Source organism: Pseudomonas sp. Irchel 3F6, from assembly GCF_900187595.1.
Taxonomy (GTDB): domain Bacteria; phylum Pseudomonadota; class Gammaproteobacteria; order Pseudomonadales; family Pseudomonadaceae; genus Aquipseudomonas; species Aquipseudomonas siliginis.
Map to the genome: position 1 here is coordinate 807,594 of NZ_FYDP01000002.1, position 20,603 is coordinate 828,196.

The 20,603-nt window shown below is 60.6% G+C and carries 8 protein-coding genes; 2 read left to right on the forward strand and 6 right to left on the reverse strand.

The window, feature by feature from the left end; genetic code table 11:
• Positions 1–93: 93 nt before the first annotated feature.
• From CKW30_RS09820 to CKW30_RS09830, 3 genes are all read right to left on the reverse strand, one after another.
• Positions 94–1,455 carry an HlyD family type I secretion periplasmic adaptor subunit gene (locus CKW30_RS09820; RefSeq protein ID WP_056783689.1) on the reverse strand — a complete coding sequence of 454 codons (1,362 nt, stop codon included), beginning with the start codon at positions 1,453–1,455 and terminating at the stop codon, positions 94–96.
• Between the two features lie 10 nt (positions 1,456–1,465).
• The gene (locus CKW30_RS09825; RefSeq protein ID WP_095180683.1) at positions 1,466–3,625 is read right to left on the reverse strand and encodes a type I secretion system permease/ATPase; all 2,160 of its coding nucleotides are present in this window, start codon (positions 3,623–3,625) and stop codon (positions 1,466–1,468) included.
• Between the two features lie 169 nt (positions 3,626–3,794).
• Entirely contained in the window at positions 3,795–5,153 is a 1,359-nt protein-coding gene (locus CKW30_RS09830) for a TolC family outer membrane protein (RefSeq protein WP_016771146.1), read from the reverse strand.
• A gap of 532 nt (positions 5,154–5,685) precedes the next feature.
• On the opposite strand from CKW30_RS09830, the gene CKW30_RS09835 reads away from it, so the two are divergent.
• The gene (locus tag CKW30_RS09835; RefSeq protein ID WP_095180684.1) at positions 5,686–13,533 is read left to right on the forward strand and encodes a retention module-containing protein; all 7,848 of its coding nucleotides are present in this window, start codon (positions 5,686–5,688) and stop codon (positions 13,531–13,533) included.
• 167 nt (positions 13,534–13,700) lie between these two features.
• Here CKW30_RS09835 and CKW30_RS09840 read toward each other — a convergent pair whose 3' ends face one another.
• The 3 genes from CKW30_RS09840 to CKW30_RS09850 form a co-directional block, all read right to left on the reverse strand.
• Complete coding sequence (locus CKW30_RS09840; RefSeq protein ID WP_095180685.1) at positions 13,701–16,721, reverse strand: Ig-like domain-containing protein; 3,021 nt, start codon at positions 16,719–16,721, stop codon at positions 13,701–13,703.
• 149 nt (positions 16,722–16,870) lie between these two features.
• The gene (locus tag CKW30_RS09845; RefSeq protein WP_056783699.1) at positions 16,871–17,266 is read right to left on the reverse strand and encodes a YbaN family protein; all 396 of its coding nucleotides are present in this window, start codon (positions 17,264–17,266) and stop codon (positions 16,871–16,873) included.
• Between the two features lie 10 nt (positions 17,267–17,276).
• Positions 17,277–17,864: a YecA family protein gene (locus CKW30_RS09850; RefSeq protein ID WP_056783701.1), complete on the reverse strand. Its 588-nt coding sequence runs from the start codon at positions 17,862–17,864 to the stop codon at positions 17,277–17,279.
• A 397-nt stretch (positions 17,865–18,261) separates the two neighbouring features.
• On the opposite strand from CKW30_RS09850, the gene recQ reads away from it, so the two are divergent.
• Positions 18,262–20,391, forward strand: coding sequence for a DNA helicase RecQ (gene recQ / locus CKW30_RS09855; protein ID WP_095180686.1), 2,130 nt, complete (start codon positions 18,262–18,264; stop codon positions 20,389–20,391).
• Positions 20,392–20,603 lie beyond the last annotated feature (212 nt).

The following is a 20,603-nucleotide window of genomic DNA, read 5'->3' on the forward strand; positions in this document are numbered from 1 at the left end:
GAATGCATCCAGTGACGCTCTGCGTCACCGTCGTGAAGGGACGCGGAGCGTCCCGGGCGGCATTCCCACGCGGAGCGTGGGAACGATCATTGGCTAGCGCTCGCGCATCGCTTCGGTCCGCGCTTTCAGCACCGGTTTGAGCAGATAATCCAAAACGCTTTTCTCGCCGGTAATGATGTCCACCGTCGCCACCATCCCCGGGATGATCAGCAGCGGTTTGACATCGCCGCCCAGGTGATTCCTGTCGGTGCGCACCTGAATCAGATAGAAGCTGTTGCCCTTGTCATCGGTGATCGTATCGGCGCCGATCAGCTCGAGCTTGGCGCTCAGCCCGCCGTAAATCGTGTAGTCGTAGGCACTGAACTTGACCATGGCTTTCTGGCCTGGATGCAGGAATGCGACATCTTGCGGGCGGACCTTGGCTTCGATCAGCAGGTTGTCTTCCAGCGGCACGATTTCGACCATGTCGCTGCCCGGCTGGACCACGCCGCCGATGGTGTTGACCTTCATCTGCTTGATCACGCCACGCACCGGCGACGTCACCGTGGTACGGCTGACGCGATCGTCGATGGCGATGCTCGAAGCGGTGATTTTCGACAGGTCGGTGCGTTTCTCATTCAGCTCTTTGGCGGCCTCGGAACGGAAGGTTTGCTCGGATTCGTCGATCTTGCTGCGGATCTCGGCGATGGCCGATTCGGCGCGGGGAATCGCCAGCGTGGTGGCGTTCAGCGAACCACGGATCTCCACGGCGCTGCGCCTGAGCCGGAGGATTTCCACTGGTGAGACGGCGCCGGTTTTCACCAGCGGTTCGGACATGTTCATCTCTTGTTGCAACAACGCGAGGCTGGAGCTGAACTGGCCTTGCTTGGAACGAAACTCGGCCAGTTCCTGGGTTTTCTGCCGCAGCTGTTCGCTGAGGGTGCGCTGCTCGCTGGCCAGCCGCCGTTGGCGTTGCTCGTACAGCGAGCGCTCGTCCTCGGCGACTTGCGGCGCCTTGGCGATGACTTCAGCGGAGAGTTTGAAGGGGCGTCCCTCGGCCTCCGCTGACAGCCGTTCAACCTGTGCGGTCAGCGCGTAACGGTCGGCCTCGCTTTCGCCCTTGTTCGAGCGAAAGCGCGTGTCATCCAGACGCAGCAGGGTGTCGCCCTTGCCGACCATCTGGCCTTCGCGAACGAAAATCTCGGTGACGATGCCGCCCTCGAGATTCTGGATCACCTGGACTTTGCTCGACGGAATCGCTTTGCCTTCGCCCATGGTCACTTCTTCGAGCACGGCGAATTTGGCCCAGACCAGGGCGGCGATCAGCAGCGCTGCCGCCAGCCATACGGTGATCCGCGATTTGCGCGGCGAATCCTGCAACGCCGCGCCGGCGGTTTCCGGCATGAACTCGGCTTCGGCACTTTTGCCGAAGCTGTCGAAGTAGCCGCGCTTGTTGCTATCGGAAGAAGCAGGCATGGCGTAACTCCTAGACCGCCGCCGAGCCGACACGGCCCTTGCGCAGCGCTTCGATGACTGCTTCTTTCGGGCCGTCAGCGACGACCCGGCCGTTGTCCAGCACCAGCAACCGGTCCACCAGGCTCAGCATTGAGGTGCGGTGGGTGACCAGCAGCAGGGTTTTGCCTTGCACCCAGCCATGCAGTTTCTGCCGCAGCGCATCTTCGCTGCTGTTGTCCATGGCGCTGGTGGGTTCGTCGAGCAGCATGATCGGTGGATCGAGCAGTAACGCGCGCGCCAGCAACACCGCCTGGCGCTGGCCGCCGGAAAGCAATTGCCCGCGTTCGCCCACCGGTCGGTCGAAACCTTGCGGGTGTTGCCGGGCCAGTTCAGTGACGCCGGTGAGTTCGGCGACTTCGAGCATGCGTGAGTCGCTGATGTAACGCGCGCCCAGGGTCAGGTTGTCGCGCAGGCTGCCAGCCAGCAGCGGCAGGTCGTGGGCGACATAACCTATCTGCTGGCGCAGGTCAGCCACGTCCAGTTGGCGCAGGTCGAGGCCGTCGAGCAGCAGTTGGCCTTCCTCCGCTTCATAAAAGCCCATGACCAGCCGCGCCAACGTGCTTTTGCCCGAACCGCTGCGGCCGATGATGCCGACCCGCTCGCCGGCTTTCAGGCTGAAGCTGACTTCGCTCAGCGCCGGCGCATTCTGGCCGTTGTACTGGAATGTCACGCCGCTGACGTCGAGGGCACCTTGCAGCTGCGTACGTTCCAGTGGTCGTTGTTTGCCGTCGCGCTCCTGCGGCAGGGCCATCAGCGCGTCGGTGCTTTTCATCGTCAGTTGCGCTTGCTGGTAGCGGGTGATCAGCCCGGCGATCTGGCCGAGCGGGGCGAGCACGCGGCTGCCGAGCATGTAAGTGGCAACCAGCGCGCCGACGCTGAGGTTGCCGGCAATGATGCTGTAGACCCCGGCAACAATCGTCGCCATCCCGGAAAACTGCTGGATGAACAGCGTGCCGTTGGTGGCCAGCGCCGACAGGTTGCGCGCATGGCTGTCGAGGCGGGTGAGGGCGCCGTGGGTGCTTTCCCATTTGTGCTGACGCTCGCTTTCGGCGCCGCAGGCCTTGAGGGTTTCCAGGCCACCGAGGGTTTCGATCAGCACCGCCTGACGCTCGGCGCCGAGGCTCAGGCTTTTCTGCACGGTGTCACGCAGGCGCACCTGAATCACCATGGCGAAAATGATCGTGATCGGAAACGCCAACAGTGGAATCACCACCAGCCAGCCGCCGAGCAGGCCGATCACCACCAGCATCAACACCACAAAGGGCAAGTCGATCAGGCTGGTCAGGGTCACGGCAGTGAGAAATTCACGCAGGCCCTGGAAATCGTGAATGCTCTGCGCAAAGCCGCCGATGGTCGCCGGCCGCGCTTTCATCGACATCCCGGTGATGCGCTCGAACAACGTCGCCGAGAGGATCACGTCGGTTTTCTTGCCGGCGGTGTCGAGCAGGTGCGCACGGACGACGCGCAGCACCAGTTCAAAACCGGTGCCGATCAACAGGCCGATCGACAGCACCCACAGCGTCGAGGTCGCCTGATTCGGCACGACGCGATCATAGGTCTGCATGACGAACAGCGGCACCATCAGGCCCAGCAGGTTGATCAGGAAACTGGCGAGAATCGCATCGCTGTACAGCCATTTTGACAGTTTAAGGGTGTCGCGAAACCACGCATTTACCCGTGGCACCAGCGGCGCGCGTAGGTCTTCGAGTTCATGGCGCGGGCGGGCGAACAAGGCCTGGCCGCTGTAGTGCTCGTTGAGTTCTTCGCGGCTGACCCATTGCTCGCCGCCGTCGGCTTCGCTGGGCAGCAGCAGGGCTTTGCCGTCCTCGCCAAAGCGCCGCAGCACAGCGGTGCGGCCGTCGTTGAGCAGCAGCAGGATCGGCAGGTTCAGCGGTGAAATGTCTTTCAGGTCACGGCGCAACAACCGCGCCTGTAATCCGGCCCGCGCTGCTGCGCGGGGCAGCAGATCGAGGCTCAGGCGTTGCTTGTTCAGGGGCAGCCCGGCACTCAGGCTGGCACGACTGACCGTGGCGCCATGCAATTTGCAGAGGATCAGCAGGCCGTCGAGTAACGGGTCGTCGAAGCTCAGGCGCGGATCGACCCCGGTGGCGCCGGGTTCCATGCTGGTCATAGTGATTGCCTCTGTTGAACGGGCTCGGTTATCGGATCGTTCCCACGCTCTGCGTGGGAATGCCTCTAGGGACGCTCTGCGTCCAGTGACGCGGAGCGTCACGGGCTGCATTCCCACGCAGAGCGTGGGAACGATCAGAGATCGCAGCCGTCGGCGCGTCCCGGAGGGGCTATTTCAACTCGGGCAGGCGCGCCTGGTTTTTTACTTCGGTCGTGGCAATCGCATCAGCCGGCAGCACCACGCGTTGCTTGCTCAGCAACTGGCCCATGTTCGCCAGCACGCGATACATCGAGTATTCCTCGGTGTAGCGGATTTCGGTGTAGCGACGGTTGGCGTTGTACAGCTCGTTTTCGCTGTCGAGCAGGTCGAGCAGGGTGCGTTGGCCGAGGCCGAACTGGTCCTGATAAGCGGCGCGCACGCGTTTGGTGGTTTCGGCATATTCGCGAGCGGTCGGCGTCTGCTTCTTGGCGTTCTCCATGGCGTTCCAGGCCAGACGAATGTTCTCGTTGAGCTGACGCAGAGCGTTGTTGCGGATGTCCATCGCCTGGTTGATGTCGTGCGCATTGGCCGCCAGACGTGCCTTGTCGCTGCCGCCACGGAACAGGTTGTAGTTCATCACTACACCGACGCGCCACTCGTTGTCGTGGCCTTCGTCGCCCTGCACGTTGTTGTTCGCGCCCACTGCCGCTTCCGCGTCGAAGCGCGGGTAGAACGGCGACTTGGCCACTTCGTACTGGCTCTCGGCGGACTGCACGTCAGCCTGGGCCGATTTCAGGTACGGGTTGTTGTCGACCATGCTTTGCTGCGCTTCACGCAGGTCCGGTGGCATCTCACCGCGAGTCGAGGCCGGGGTTTCCAGCTCATCGGGCATGCGTCCGACCACGCTGTAGAAATTCGATTCGGCGTCAGCCAGATCGACTTCGGCGGTGTCGAGGTTGTTCTGCGCCAGTGCACGACGGGCAACCGATTGATCCGAGTCTGCAGTGCTGCCGATGCCGCGCTCGGTGCGCAGGCCGATCTGATCGTTGACGCGCAAGTGCGCCTGCAAATTGTTCTTGGCCAGCGTCACCAGTTCCCGACGCTTGAGCACTTCGAGGTAGACCTCGATGGTGCGCAGGGCCAGATCCTGCGCGGTGCCTTGCGCGTAGTAGGCGCGCGAGTTGGACACGCCCTTGGTGCGCTCGACCTCGTTGGCGGTGTTGAAGCCGTCGAAGATCATCTGCCGCAAGCGCAGCTCCGACTGGGTGTAATTGAGGATTTCGGTGTTGTGGTTACCGAAAGCGCGGGTATTGGTGTTGTCGCTGTAACCGCGACCGTAGGCAGCGTTCAGATCGACCGACGGATAAAACCCGCCCTTGGCCACTTTCACTTGTTCATCCGCTGACAGGCGGGCGTCCACGCGCGAAGCCAGTTCCGGGTGAGTGGCGATGGTGCTTTGAATCGCCTCGGTGAGGTTCATCGCCTGGGCTTGGGAAGTGCAAGCCATGGCCAGCAAAACCGCGCTGCAGAGGGGGGTTAAAACGCGCATGGGTGCATCTCCCTGGATCTCAATGTTGTGTTACCGTCGCCAAATATTTGACGTAAATTTTGGGTATAAGCGTTTCACTCTTGTAACAACAGAGCTAAGAACATCCTAGAGCGTAGCTAAGAAAAAATATTCATAAGGTTTATTCCAAAAAAAACTTATGCGGTTTTTCAAAAGCAGCACATTGTTCAGCTCGAAAGCCTTTGTTTTATGCGCTTTAGGGAGCTCGAAAAGGCTTGAGGAAAGTTCCATTCACTTTGCGAGACACTGCGAAGTACTGCTGAAGGGGAGGGACGCGTAACGGCGAATGAGCGACAGATTTTTGTCACTCGGGTGATTCACCACCGTTACGTAGCGCTAGTGGGTCGGCGGATTGAACAGGGTTGGCAAGTGCTTGATAGCGCTGACAATTCACCTCAAACCGGGCCTGCGAAACGAACTGTCGAGGGTGCGAGCGTCGCCCCCGGCAACCCGATTGAGCCATGGGCTGCTTCGCGAACCTGTGCCGACGGTGGTCGGCAGCGGAGGATTTCACATGGCAGCGCTCATCGGTACGGTCACAAAAGTCATTGGTCAGGTGTTCGCTCAAGCGAGCGACGGCATCAAGCGTCCGTTGTTCGAAGGCGATCGTTTGTACGCCGGCGATCAACTGATCACCGGCGCGGAAGGCGCGGTGGCAGTGAAACTGCAAAACGGCGAGGAATTGACCCTCGGTCGGGGCAGCAGCATCACCATGACCGGGCAATTGCTGGCCGACCAGGCTGTGCCGGTGAACGTCGACGAAGCGCAGACCCCAAGCCAGGCGCAACTGACCGATGTCGAGCAAATCCAGCAAGCCATCGCCGCCGGTGAAGACCCAAGCAAAACTGCCGAAGCCACTGCGGCCGGCCCCAACGCGCCCACCGGCAATACCGGTGAACTGGGCGGCGGGCATAGCTTCGTTCTGCTGACCGAAGTCGGTGGCCGGGTCGATCCGATCATCGGTTTCCCCACCGCCGGCTTCAACGGCATTCCCGAATTTCCCGAGTATCGTCGCGACGCGGACATCGACAATGGCGACGACACGCCGGCGCCGGTCGTGGTGCCACCGCCACCAGTGAACAACCCGGTCATCCTCAACGGCCTCAATGGGGCGGATGGTGAACTCAACCTCAATGAAGCCAATCTGCCTGACGGTACAGCGGCCAATCCAGGCGCGCTGACGCAAAGTGGCAGCTTCACGGTCTCGGCAGCGGATGGTTTGAACAGCCTGAGCATCGGCGGCATCAACGTGATCGTTGGCGGCGTGCCGATCGGCTTTCCCCAGTCGATCACCACGCAACTGGGCAATACCCTGACCATCACCGGTTATAACGCGACCACTGGCACGGTCAGCTACAGCTACACCCTCAACGGCAACGAAACCCACGCGGCCGGCGACGGCGTGAACAATCTCAGCGAACAGTTCACCGTGATCGCCACCGACAGCAATGGCGACAGCGCCACTGGCACGCTGGACGTGAATATCACCGACGACGTGCCCAAAGCGTTTGACGACGCCAACGGCATTGCCTCGGAAAACTTGCTGACCCTGACCGGCAACGTCCTCAACAATGACATCCAAGGCGCTGACCGCGTGCCCACCGGACCGGTCACGCCCGGTACATTCACCGGTACTTACGGCACCTTGGTTCTGAACGCCGACGGCACCTACACCTACACGCTCAATACCAGCGATGCCGATTTCAAAGCCTTGACCGGCGGCGGTAACGGCACAGAGACCTTCGCCTACACCATCACTGATGCCGACGGCGATACCAGTAGCGCCAACCTGGTTCTGCAGATCCACAACAACGACGATCCAGTCATCATCGACGGCCTGAACGTCGCTGGCGGCGAGCTCACGGTTTACGAAAAAAACCTCAGCGACGGCAGCGCTCCGGATACTGGCGCGCTGACGCAAAACGGCATGTTCACCATCACTGCACTGGACGGCGTCACCACGCTGACCGTCGGCGGCATCGCCGTGGTGACCAACGGCGTCGCCGCAGGCTTCCCGCAATCGATCACCACGCCACTGGGCAGCACGCTGACCATCACCGGTTTCAACGCTGCAACCGGCGTGGTCAGTTACAGCTACACCCTGGCTGACAATGAAGCGCATCCGAACGCCAACGGCGCGAATAATCTGCCTGAGCAGTTCGCAGTCACGGTGGTCGACGACAACGGCACGACGGCCACCGGCACCCTCGACGTCAACATCGTCGACGACCTGCCGAAAGCCAACGATGACAGCAACGGTACCGCCTCGGAAAGCCAACTGGCCCTGACCGGCAACGTCCTGACCAACGACGTGCAAGGTGCCGACCGCGTACCCACCGGTCCAGTCACGCCCGGTACTTTCACCGGTACTTACGGCACCTTGGTTCTGAACGCCGACGGCACCTACACCTACACCCTGAACACCAGCGATGCCGATTTCAAAGCCTTGACCGGTGGCGGCAACGGCACAGAGACCTTCGCCTACACCATCACTGATGCCGATGGAGATAGCAGCAGCGCCAATCTGGTTCTGCAGATCCACAACAACGACGATCCAGTCATCATCGACGGCCTGAACGTCGCCGGTGGCGAGTTGACGGTTTACGAGAAAAACCTCAGCGACGGCAGCGCCCCGGACACTGGCGCGCTGACGCAAAACGGCACGTTCACCATCACTGCACTGGACGGCGTCACCACGCTGACCGTTGGCGGCATCGCCGTGGTGACCAGCGGCGTCGCCGCAGGCTTCCCGCAATCGATCACCACACCAATGGGCAGCACGCTGACCATCACTGGTTTCAACGCTGCAACCGGCGTGGTCAGTTACAGCTATTCCCTGGCCGACAATGAAGCGCATCCGAACGCCAACGGCGCGAATAATCTGCCTGAGCAGTTCGCAGTCACGGTGGTCGATGACAACGGCACGACGGCCACCGGCACCCTCGACGTGAACATCGTCGACGACCTGCCGAAAGCCAGCGACGACAGCAACGGTACCGCCTCGGAAAGCCAACTGACGCTGACTGGCAATGTCCTCACCAACGACATACAAGGCGCCGATCGCGTACCGACCGGCCCAGTCACGCCGGGTACTTTCACCGGTACTTATGGCACGTTGATGCTGAACGCCGACGGCACCTACACCTACACGCTGAACACCAGCGACGCCGACTTCAAAGCCTTGACCGGCGGCGGTAACGGCACGGAAACCTTCGCCTACACCATCACCGATGCCGACGGCGATACCAGCACTGCCAACCTCGTTCTGCAGATTCACAACAACGACGACCCGGTGCTGCTCAACGGCCTCGACGTCAACGGTGGCGAACTCACCGTTTACGAAAAAAACCTCAGCGACGGCACCAGCCCCAACACCCCGGCGCTGACCCAGAACGGCACTTTCACCGTCAGTGCTCTCGATGGTCTGCAGACCCTCACGGTTGGCGGCATCGCGGTGATCACCAACGGCATGGCCGCAGGTTTCCCGCAATCGGTGATCACACCCCTGGGCAGCACCTTGACCATCAGCGGTTATGACCCGGCGACCGGCGTGGTCAGCTACAGCTACACCCTGGCCGACAACGAAGCCCATCCAACCGCCAACGGCGCCAACAGCCTCACCGAGAACTTCGACGTGGTGGCGACTGACACCGATGGCAGTACCGCCAGCGGCCAGATCAACGTCAATATCGTCGATGATTTGCCGACCGCGCATGCGGACGCGGCTTCGGTGGCGGAGGGCGGCACCGTCAGCGGCAATGTGCTGGATAACGATGTCGGCGGCGCGGATGGTCCGGCGATTACCGGCGCAGTGGTCGGCGTGCGTGCCGGTGCCGACACCTCGACTTCGGCCATCGGCGGACTCAATTCGCAGATCAACGGCACCTACGGTTACCTCACGCTTGATGCCAACGGCAACGCCGTTTATCACAGCAATCCCAACGCGGTGAACGGTCCGGGTGCGGTGGATGTGTTCACCTACACCGTGCGCGATTCCGATGGTGATGAAAGCACCACGACGATCACCATCGACGTCTATAACAGCTGCCTGAAAGCGGTCAGCGACACTGACGTCACCGTCTACGAAAAATCCCTCGACCTGAACAAGGATGGCCAGGATCTGGCGGCGGGCAGTGTGGTCGGCAGCGATCCGAACAGCACTGGCGAAACCGCTTCCGGCACCCTGGTCGGCTCGGTCACTGGTGCGGTCGGCGCGATCAGCTATGCACTGGTCGGCAGCGCCACCGGTAATTACGGGCAGATCGTCCTCAATGCCAATGGCACTTACACCTACACCCTGACTTCGCCAGCGACCACCACGCCGCATGCTGACGACGGCGCCAACAGCCTGAGCGAAACCTTCACCTATCAGGCCACCGATTCGCTGGGCAATGTCGTCACCAGCACGATCGTTGTGAGCATCGTCGATGACGTGCCGAAGGCGCTGAATGATAGCAATGCCGACAACGCGACCGAAGCCCAGGTGACCCTGACCGGCAACGTCCTCGACAACGATGTGCAAGGCGCCGACCGCGTCGCCAGCGGCCCGGTGACCGCCGGTACTTTCACCGGCACTTACGGCACCCTGGTGCTCAACGCCAACGGCACTTACACCTACACGCTGGACGCCAATGACGCCGACTTCAAAAACCTCCACGGCGGCGGCAACGGCACGGAAACCTTCGCCTACACCATCACCGATGCCGACGGCGACACCAGCACCGCCAACCTGGTGCTGAACATCCATAACAACGACGATCCGGTGTGCCTCGACGGCCTCGATGTGAAGGGCGGCGAAATCACCGTCTACGAGAAAAACCTCAGCGACGGCAGCAGCCCCAACACCTCGGCGCTGACCCAAAGCGGCAGCTTCACCGTGACCGCCCTCGATGGCCTGCAAACCCTCACGGTCGGCGGCATTGCGGTGATCAGCAATGGCGTCGCCGCCGGTTTGCCGCAATCGGTGGTCTCGCCACTGGGCAGCACCTTCACCATCACCGGTTACGATCCGGCCACCGGCGTGGTCAGTTACAGCTACACCCTGGTCGACAACGAAGCTCATCCGAACGCCAACGGTGCCAACAGCCTCAGCGAGAGCTTCGACGTGGTCGCCACTGATACCGATGGCAGTACCGCCAGCGGTCAGATCAACGTCAATATCGTCGACGATTTGCCGACTGCCAACGCCGATACCGGCTCGGTAGCGGAGGGCGGCACGGTCAATGTCAGTGTGCTCGGCAATGACCTCAGCGGCGCCGATGGTGCCGCAACGGTGGTCGGCGTGCGCGCCGGCAGCAACACCGCGACATCAGCCAGCGGCGGGCTCAACAGCAACATCAACGGCAACTACGGCTACCTGACCCTCGACGCGGCGGGCAATGCGGTTTACCACAGCAACCCGAACTCGGTGAGCCCGCCGGGCGCGACCGACACGTTCACCTACACCATCCGTGACAGCGATGGCGATGAAAGCACCACGACGCTGACCATCAACGTCGCCGACAGCAAACTGGTCGCCTCGGTCGATCAGGATGTGACGGTCTATGAAAAAGCCCTCGACCTGAACAAGGATGGCCAGGATCTCGCCCCCGGCACAGTCACCGGCAGCGAACCGGGCAATACCGGTGAAACCGCCAGCGGCACGCTGGTCGGTTCGGTCAGTGGCGGCAGCGGCGCGATCACTTACACCCTGGTCGGCAACGCCACCGGTAGCTACGGGCAACTGCTGCTCAACGCTGACGGCACCTACACCTACACGCTGACCTCGGCGCCGAAAACCGCGCCGAACGCCAACGACGGGCCGAACACCCTCAGCGAAACGTTCACCTACAAAGCCACCGATGCACTGGGCAACAGCACCACCAGCACCCTCGTGGTCAACATCGTCGACGACATACCGAAAGCCGTTGCCTCGGATCGCTCGGTAACCGCAGTGGAGATCGATTCGAACATTCTCATCGTCCTCGACATCTCCGGCAGTATGGCTGATGCCTCTGGCGTGCCGGGCCTGTCGCGGCTGGCACTGGCCAAGCAGGCCATTGGTGCCTTGCTCGACAAGTACGATGATCTGGGCGATGTGAAAGTGCAGTTGGTGACGTTCAGCAGCAATGCCGCCGACCGCACCACCGTGTGGGTCGATGTCGCTACTGCCAAGACACTCCTCGCCGGCCTCAACGCCGGCGGCGGCACCAACTACGACGCCGCCGTGGCGGTGATGCAGACCGCGTTCAACACCTCCGGCAAACTCACCGGGGCGCAGAACGTCGGCTACTTCTTTTCCGACGGCAAGCCCAACGAGGGCGACATCGGCACGGCTGACGAAGCCGCGCTGAAAAACTTCCTCGACGCCAACAACATCAAGAACTACGCCATTGGTCTGGGCAGTGGCGTGAGCAACGCTAACCTCGATCCGCTGGCCTACGACGGCATTAACCACACCAATACCAATGCGGTGGTGGTCACCGATCTCAATCAGCTCAACTCGGTATTGTCCGGCACCGTGCAGGGCGCGCCGGTCACCGGTTCGCTGCTGGGCGAGGGCGGTTCGTTCGGCGCCGATGGCGGTTTCATCAAGTCGATCGTGGTCGACGGCACCACCTACACCTACGATCCGAAAGCCCTCAGTGGCCAGGGTTCGTTGACCGCGAGCGGCGGCGCCAATCACGGCACCTTCAATACCGCCAACAACAGCGTCAGCATTGCCACCAACAACAGCGGCACGCTGGTGGTCAATCTTGATACCGGCGAATACAGCTACACCTCGCAGAAAACCACCGCAGTGGTGATCACCGAAAACATCGGCTTCACCGTCAGCGACAACGACGGCGATCTGGCCAGCTCCACCCTGACGGTGAAAGTGATCCCCAACGCGCCACCGGTGGCGATGGACGATCACGTCATCACCAACGTGCTGTCGGGCAATATCGTGGTGCCGGGCGAGCTGTTGCTGGCCAATGACACCGATCCGAACGGCGACACCCTCAACGCCACACCCACCAGTTTCAATACCGGTTGGGTGTCGAAAGCGGCGGACTTCACCGGCAGCGGCCTGATCGGCTTCACTGGGCAGACCAATAACGCAGCCAACCAGAATCTGGCCAATGTGCGCAGCGCCTTCAGCGCCAATGCCGCGACCATGACCGCCGTGCTGGTGGTCAGCGGTTATCTGGGCATGGTGAGCAACAGCAATGCCAACGATGAAGACCGCATTACCGTCAATCTGCGTCAGGGCGAAACCCTCAATCTGGATCACAATCTGGGTGCCGGTAAGATCAGCATGGAGTATTCGCTCAATGGCGGTGCCTGGATGGCGCTGGCGGATGGCCAGACCCTCAGCGCCTCGGCGGACGGCGTCTACCAGATTCACATCACCAACATTGGTAATGGTGGCGGCAACCCGAATGCGGCGGAGAACTACCAGCTGACCATGACCCTCAACTACGCCGCGGCCCACGACATCACGCCGGACTACCACGGCACTTACGCCGCCAACGACAACCACGGCGGCAGCGACACGGCCAACGTCAGCATCAGCTATCAGGACGGCCACACCCTGACCGGCACTGCTGGCGACGATGTGTTGGTGGCGGGCAGCGGCAACAACGTGATCAATGCCGGCGACGGCAACGACGTACTCACGGCAGGCTCCGGCAATAACGAAATGCACGGCGACGCTGGCAACGACTTGCTCTACAGCGGCGCGGGCAACGATCTGCTCGACGGCGGCACTGGCAGCGACACCGCCAGCTACGCCCACGCCACAGCCGCCGTCACCGTCAATCTCGGCCTGCTGGGTGCGCAGAACACCCTCGGCGCCGGTACCGATACGCTGACCGGCATCGAAAACCTGCTCGGCTCCAACTTCAACGACAGCCTCACCGGCGACGGCAACAACAACGTGATCAACGGTGGCCTCGGCAACGACTTCCTCAATGGCGGCGCTGGCGATGACTTACTGATTGGTGGCATGGGCAACAATACGCTGACGGGCGGGGCAGGGGCCGACACCTTCCAGTGGCTCAAGGGCAACAGCGGCCATGACCTGATTACCGATTTCACCCCCGGTACCGACAGGCTCGATCTGTCGCAACTGCTGCAAGGCGAAAACGCCAGTACCGCGTCGCTGGACGACTATCTGCACTTCACCGTCAGCGGCAGCGGCGCCTCGGTGATGACCAGCATCGACGTCAGCGCCATGGCCGGCGCCGCGCCGAGCCAGACCATCGACCTGGCCGGCGTCAACCTCGCCAGCCACTACGGCGTGACCCCGGGCGCAGGCGGCATGATTGCCAGCGGTCACGACACAGCGACGATCATCAGCGGCATGCTCAATGATCATTCGTTGAAGGTGGATACGGTCTGATCTGAGGTCTGAAACAACAAAACCCGCCGCCCCGGTTGATTCGGGACGGTGGGTTTTGTCTGTCTGTAGAGACGTGTTGTCTTTAAGTCAGCCTTCGCGAGCAGGCTCGCTCCCACAGGGGAGAGCGGTGAAACTGTGGGAGCGAGCCTGCTCGCGAAGAGGCCGGTTTATCCGTAAATGGGATAGATACACCATGGAGCCCATCGGGCATTCAGGTCCGGATGGCAAACAATTCCGCCATTGGCATGCGCATATATCGACCGCGAGTTGCTCGGGCAGCCGCCTTCATCGCACATCCGGTATATGCCCCCAGCGGCTATTGGCCAATAAGGATCGGGTCCATATACCACTTGCATTGTGTGCAGTGCACCACCCATGGCTTCTGCGCCCGGAATGCTGTATCGCCAGTTGAGCGCCTCTTGGTGTGTCATGCCGTAGCCGCCGATAGCCAACTGATAAACATTCGTCACACTGACGTAATAGGAAAATGAGCTGAATCGGTCCTGTACGGTAATGTACGTATTGCCGTTACGTATGCCCGTGACTTTCCCGTTGCCGTCGACATAAGCCACGTTCGGATTACTGCTTCTGTAGGTGATCGGGTGGACGCCTGTAGACGGGACGGCGGCGCGGATTTGGGTGTTGTTTGGAAAATCTGCACTGTGAGTGTGGCGCCATGCATAAACTCTCAGTCCTGACAGGGCCATGGCGCTGTTGTTGACTTGCAGCGCTTTGCGCAGCGTGAACGAGCGTAAAGGAGAGAGAAGACCGTCGCCATAGAGTGCTCGAATCTGCACGACTGTCAGTACATCGACAACGAGCCCCTTCAATAGCGTTGAAAATTTCCCGTCCTTGTCTGTGGTCAATGTCTCTATCGACTTGCCATTCACCAGAACTTCAACCTGCTGTTCTACGCTCGCAGTTCCCTCGATCGTGACATTCGGATCAACCGTCAGGTCGCTATGCGGAATCTCCCTGTTCTGCGAGTCCTTAATCAGTGTGATGACCGGCTGCAACTCAACCAGAGATTCGATCTGATAGGTCTGGTGGGGAAATTCCACTGGATTGCCGCGCAACCCCAGGCGCACGGAAAATATCAATGTCGCCGTACTGCCGCTTTTGAGATTTTTCAACACTTCCAGCGTCGGCGTTGACAGTTCCCGTATCAGCCCGGCGCTGGTGACGCTCGCCTCCGCGTTCATGATGACGTGGCGAACAGGGTTGTCTTTGCTGTCGATGCCGATCAGCACCAGCGTCATGCTCTGGCCCGGCCGTTGTCCGTGCCAGAGGTTGACCGCCAATTTGTCTGCGCTGGTCAGTTTTTTTACGTCCAGGATTGCGTTATCAATGCCAATGATTCGCGGTCTCGGAAACCTGGGATCCTGATCAGCGATCAGTTTGAAAGAAATCTCAGTTTCCGGAGAAGATCCGATTTTCTTGCCGTCCTGATTCAGGTTGAATTTGAATCGCACGGTTTCACCGTGAAGCGCCACGATCAGGCGCCTGTCGAACGGAAAGCGGGCTTGTTTGGCCGAATCAAGCTCTACCAGCGGGAAGCGATCAAATCCCAGAGGCAGTGGTGTGCATACCAGACGGACTTTTTCGGTCGTGGCATCGAGATACTCCACGAGCATGCTCGGCAGCGCTGCCAAGGGATCAAGCGGATTAGTGAAAGGCGATACCAGTGAGGGCGGCGTGAGGACAAGCTCCTTGGGATCGCCGATCTTCAACTGCGCGATATCGGAAAAGACTTCACTTTCGCCGGGATTGGTGATGGTGGCCTGCACGGCCAGTCTCGCGCTGGCGTAGGGCTTGATGTACTCGTTCTCAGCCTCGAAAACGATGGGCTTTGAAGGATCCGTTACAAGCTGTCCCCAAGTAAACCGTACCAACTTGCCGTTGATGTCTGTGGTCTGCCAATGCAGCTTGACCTCTGCCCCTTGTTTCAAGGGCCAGAAACTGGCGACATTTATAAAGGCTTTGGCAGTGTCGACTGCCAGCTCACCTTCCACCAGTGGGGTGACCTCCGGTGCTCCCAGTGGCAAGGATTTACCCGCAACGGTGACGTCAGCAGGTTTGGAAAGTTTGGACTGACCTGCTCTGGTCAGAATATAAGTTGCCCGTAAACTTCCACCTATCACATTTTGAATGCGGAAATTTTCCACGGGAAAGTTCAGTGTCTTGCTGTCTACGGTCACCGTTAAAGAATAGGTATGAGTGACTGGCACGTTGTTTCGGGTGAATCCTTCCAGTGTCAGGGCGATCACATCGTTGATCGCAAAACTGCCCGTCAGGAGAATGTTCGTCGGGCCGCCTGCAAGCCAGTCATGGTGTATTACGTCGTCGGCATCGGACTGCTCGAAAATCGGCGCGGTCAGCAGGGTTATTACGGGCTTGAACGGCAGAATGAGCGGTTCCGAAAAACCACTGGAGTTCTCGACAACGTCATAAACGCTCCAGCGCACCACCAGATTGCTGGTTTGTTGCAATTTGCCGAGCAAGTCAGGCGTCAGCTTGAAAACGATGTCGGCCGAGTCGTCGGTAACGACAAAGTCCAGCCGCAGCGAACCAAATGTCAGCACGACCGTATCGCCGATCTGCTGATTGAAGTAATGCTTGACCGTGACTTCCATGCCCTCATCGATGACGTTCTGATCGACGATACTTTCCGATGCGATCGGCAGCTTGAGGCCCTGATTGGAAGGCTTGCCGCCGTCAATGTCCGCTTCGCCCGGAGCGGGATGTTTGAACCAGAGTTGTGAGTGTGGCGATTCCCCCGGGTTGCCGCTCAGTCTCGTGACTTTAAACCAGCAATCCAGCCTGACGTCGGTAAACGGCAGGAATTTCTCCTCGAGGGTTTCAGCTGTAATGTAAAAAAGTACGGTTTTAGGGGTCTTTCCATCGGCCTCAAAATCGTCCTCTGTAAGGGCGAAATCAATCACGGACGAAGGGGTGGTGACATCGGGTCTATCGAGGAAGACTTCGATCCGGTCACCGAGGGCTTGAGACAGATACGCCGGGAGACTGAAGCCCAATCCGTTAATGTTCTGAGCAATCATGGCGATGTTGATACCGTAGCTCTGGTCAGTTTGCAGCTTGTGCAGGAGTGGTTGCGGCGGATAGAGGGCCAGCACACCGATACCGGAACGCGGCGCAGGAGGGAATATCAGGTATTGTGAGCTGGTCATGAATTTTCGCCTTCCATACGGGGCGCTTACCTGGGCTGTCAGCGCCGATACGGAAGAATTAAGCATGCGACGTTAAAGCGCGCACCTGTCAACTCTGACAGGTGCGGACGGATATCGGATGAACGGTTGTGCCGCCGACGGTGGAGCAATCAGCGTTTTTTCAAGGTCTTCTGCCGCACAATATAAACCGTCACCAACACCGCACTGGTCAGCATGAACCCACGCGCCCAAACCAACGGCACCAGATAACACGAGAACAGAATGCTCACCCACATCAGGCCGATCGCGTAGACCTTGCCTTTGAGCGGGATGCCGTTGCCTTCGAGGTAGTCGCGAATCCATGGCCCCAGCCGTGGATGTTCGACCAGCCAGCGATAGAAGCGCGGAGAGCTGCGCGCGAAGCAGGCCGCGGCGAGCAGGAGGAAGGGGGTGGTGGGCAGGACCGGCAGGAAGATACCGATCACCCCCAATGCGACGCTGAGCCAGCCGATGGCCAGCAGGACGTAGCGCAACATCAGGGGGCGGTTGCCTATGGGGTTGTCCATAGGCCGGGTCTTAGTGATGACGGGGCTTGAGGATCGCCGGTTTTTCTTCGGGGGCCTGGCACAGCAGGTACAGCGCGGTCAGGGCTTCCGGGATCTGAACGATCATGTCGTCCATCAGGTTGGCGTCCTTGGCGATGTCTTCGAACTCAGGCTGCTCGTCGAACAGGCCGGAACCGACCATGATCGGCAGGAGCATTTCGCTGACTTCTTCTTCGGCGGTTTCGAACCAGGCCGCTTCGCGCAGGAACACGCCTTCCATGAAACCGATGCACCAGCCGCGCAATTCGGAATCGTCCGGCTCTTCGCCCAGATCCAGTTCGCACGGCAATTCGAATTCTTCATCCGAGGCCAGTTGGCGAGCGATGTGTGCTTTGAGGCCGATCAGTGTGGCTTCGATTTCGGCACGCTGGGCTTCGTCGGCGTAATGCGGCTCTTCGGCGAACAGCGCGTCGATCCACTCGCGCTCCGGAACGTCTTCGGAGCAGATAGACAGCGCGGTCAGGTAACCGTGGGCGGCGACGTAATCCAGCGCCTCGTCGTGCAGCTCGTCGGCATCGAGGAAGACTTGCAGGCGGGTCAGTTGCTCAGCGAAGGACATTACGGGGCTACCTTGGGGAATAAACAATGCGGGAATTCTAGGCTTTCTTGCGCGCTCTAGCCAGCCGCTTGGCAGATTTGCCGTAAATGCCGGACGGTATACAAAGCCATGTGGGAGCGAGCCTGCTCGCGAAGGCGGCATGTCAGGCACTGTTGCATTGACTGACCGATTGCTTTCGCGAACAGGCTCGCTCCCACAAGGGCTTTTTGTGTGTCGGTCGGGCGGTGTCTTCTCAGCGGCACCCTGTGCGGCGAAGGCCTCGGGTATACTGCCGCGTTTTGCGATCCCTGCCGGCGCTGCGCTGGTCATGCAATGTGTTCTTACGTTTTGTTTAAGCAGCCGAGGCTGCTCTGAACCAGCCTGAGCAGGGATGTATCGGTAGATTTTTGGAGTTTTTATGCTCGAACAGGCTCAACGCGTCCTCAAGGACATCTTCGGCTACGACAGTTTCCGTGGCCGTCAGGGTGCGATCATTGAGCGCGTGGCCAGCGGCGGTGATGCGCTGGTGCTGATGCCTACCGGTGGCGGCAAGTCGTTGTGCTTCCAGGTGCCGGCACTGTTGCGCGAGGGCCTGGCGGTGGTCGTTTCGCCGTTGATCGCGCTGATGGACGATCAGGTCGCCACCCTTGAAGAACTGGGCGTCGCCGCCGCTGCGCTGAACTCCACGCTGAGTGCCGAGCAGCAGCGTGATCTCGCCCTGCGGATCAAGCGCGGCGAAGTGAAAATGCTCTATCTCGCGCCCGAGCGTCTGGTGCAGCCACGCATGCTGGCGTTCCTGCAAAGCCTGGAAATCGCCCTGTTCGCCATCGACGAAGCGCATTGCGTATCGCAATGGGGCCACGATTTCCGTCGCGAATACCTGCAACTGGGTCAATTGGCCGAGCTGTTCCCCAACGTTCCGCGCATTGCCCTCACCGCGACCGCCGACAAGCGCACCCGCGAAGAAATTGTCGATCGCCTGCACCTGCAGAACGCCGAGCGCTTTCTGTCGAGTTTCGACCGCCCGAACATCTTCTATCGCATCGTGCCCAAGGAGCAGCCGCGCAAACAGTTGCTGGCGTTCCTCGCCGAGCGGCGCAGCGATGCCGGCATCGTTTACTGCCTGTCGCGCAAGAAGGTCGAAGAAGTTGCGGCGTTCCTCAGCGAGCAGGGCTTCCCGGCGCTGCCGTATCACGCCGGTCTGCCCAACGATCTGCGCGCCTATCACCAGAAGCGCTTCCTCAACGAGGAAGGCCTGATCATGGTCGCCACCGTGGCGTTCGGCATGGGCATCGACAAGCCCAACGTACGCTTTGTCGCGCACCTCGATCTGCCGAAATCTCTCGAGGCGTATTACCAGGAAACCGGGCGCGGCGGCCGTGACGGGCTGCCGGCGGATGCGTGGATGGCCTACGGTCTGCAAGACGTGGTGATGCTCAAGCAGATGCTGCAGAACTCCGAAGGCGACGAGCGGCACAAGCGTCTGGAGCAGCACAAGCTCGACGCGATGCTCTCGCTGTGCGAAGAAACCCGCTGCCGCCGGCAGGCGTTGCTGGCCTATTTCGATGAAGACATGCCTGAGCCGTGCGGGCACTGCGACAACTGTGTCGACGGCGTGCAGACCTGGGACGCCACCGAACCTGCTCGTCAGGCCTTGTCGGCGATTTTCCGCACCGGCCAGCGCTATGGCGTCGGTCATCTGGTCGACGTGTTGCTGGGCAAGGACAACGAAAAGGTGCGCAGCTTCGGCCATCAGCATTTGTCGGTATTCGGTGTTGGCAAGGCATTAAGCGAGAGCGAGTGGCGCTCGCTGTTCCGCCAGTTGGTGGCGCGTGGGTTGGCCGATGTCGATCACGAGGGTTATGGCGGTCTGCGTCTTAATGACAGTTGCCGGCCGCTGCTCAAAGGCGAAGTGAAGCTGGAACTGCGCCGCGACCTGAAACCGCAAGTCACCGCGAAAACGGGCAGCAAGAGCCAGGCCAGCCAGTTGGTGCGCGGCGAGGAACGCGAACAGTGGGAAGCCTTGCGCGCACTGCGGCGCAAATTGGCCGAAGAACACGGCGTGCCGCCCTACGTCATCTTCCCCGACTCGACGTTGTTGGAAATGCTCCGCAGCCAGCCGACGTCTCTGGCGGAAATGGCCCGGGTCAGCGGCGTCGGCGCACGCAAGCTGGAGCGCTATGGCGAAGCCTTCCTCGAAGTGCTCGGCGGCGGGGCGGAGGCGCCGAAGGTGGTCGCCGATGTCCGTCACGAGCTGATCACCCTGGCCCGCGCCGGCATGACCCCGCTGCAGATCGCCGGGCAGTTGCAGTGCTCGGAGAAGAACGTCTACGCCATGCTCGCCGAAGCCATCGGCAAGCAGCAGTTGTCGCTGGAGCAGGCGCTGGATTTGCCTGAGGAATTGATGGGCGAAGTGCAGGACGCGTTTCTCGATGGCGAGGGCGAGTTGCCGTCCGTCGCCGAAGTCGCCGAGTTGTTCGCCGGACGTGTTCCTGAAGGCGTGCTTTATTGTGTGCGGGCGGCGTTGCAGTCTGAATTCGAGATGTAATCTTGCCGTTCCCTAACCCCAGCCCTCTCCCACAGGGAGAGGGAGCCGACCGCGGTGTCTGGCGGCAGACTCGACCTGCAAACCGAGTCGATTATGGATTCAGCGAGCGCTGTCGGGTCGGCGAATTTTCAAAGCATCCCCCGCTCAGTTGCCTCTCCCTCTGGGAGAGGGCTAGGGTGAGGGGCTTTTGATCTTCGCGCAGTTGTAACGAT

What these genes read in the sequence shown, in the direction of transcription:
- CKW30_RS09820 (WP_056783689.1), bottom strand. Translation starts at nt 1,455, where the DNA reads ATGCCTGCTTCTTCCGATAGCAACAAGCGCGGCTACTTCGACAGCTTC.
- CKW30_RS09825 (WP_095180683.1), bottom strand. Translation starts at nt 3,625, where the DNA reads ATGACCAGCATGGAACCCGGCGCCACCGGGGTCGATCCGCGCCTGAGC.
- CKW30_RS09830 (WP_016771146.1), bottom strand. Translation starts at nt 5,153, where the DNA reads ATGCGCGTTTTAACCCCCCTCTGCAGCGCGGTTTTGCTGGCCATGGCT.
- CKW30_RS09835 (WP_095180684.1), top strand. Translation starts at nt 5,686, where the DNA reads ATGGCAGCGCTCATCGGTACGGTCACAAAAGTCATTGGTCAGGTGTTC.
- CKW30_RS09840 (WP_095180685.1), bottom strand. Translation starts at nt 16,721, where the DNA reads ATGACCAGCTCACAATACCTGATATTCCCTCCTGCGCCGCGTTCCGGT.
- CKW30_RS09845 (WP_056783699.1), bottom strand. Translation starts at nt 17,266, where the DNA reads ATGGACAACCCCATAGGCAACCGCCCCCTGATGTTGCGCTACGTCCTG.
- CKW30_RS09850 (WP_056783701.1), bottom strand. Translation starts at nt 17,864, where the DNA reads ATGTCCTTCGCTGAGCAACTGACCCGCCTGCAAGTCTTCCTCGATGCC.
- recQ (WP_095180686.1), top strand. Translation starts at nt 18,262, where the DNA reads ATGCTCGAACAGGCTCAACGCGTCCTCAAGGACATCTTCGGCTACGAC.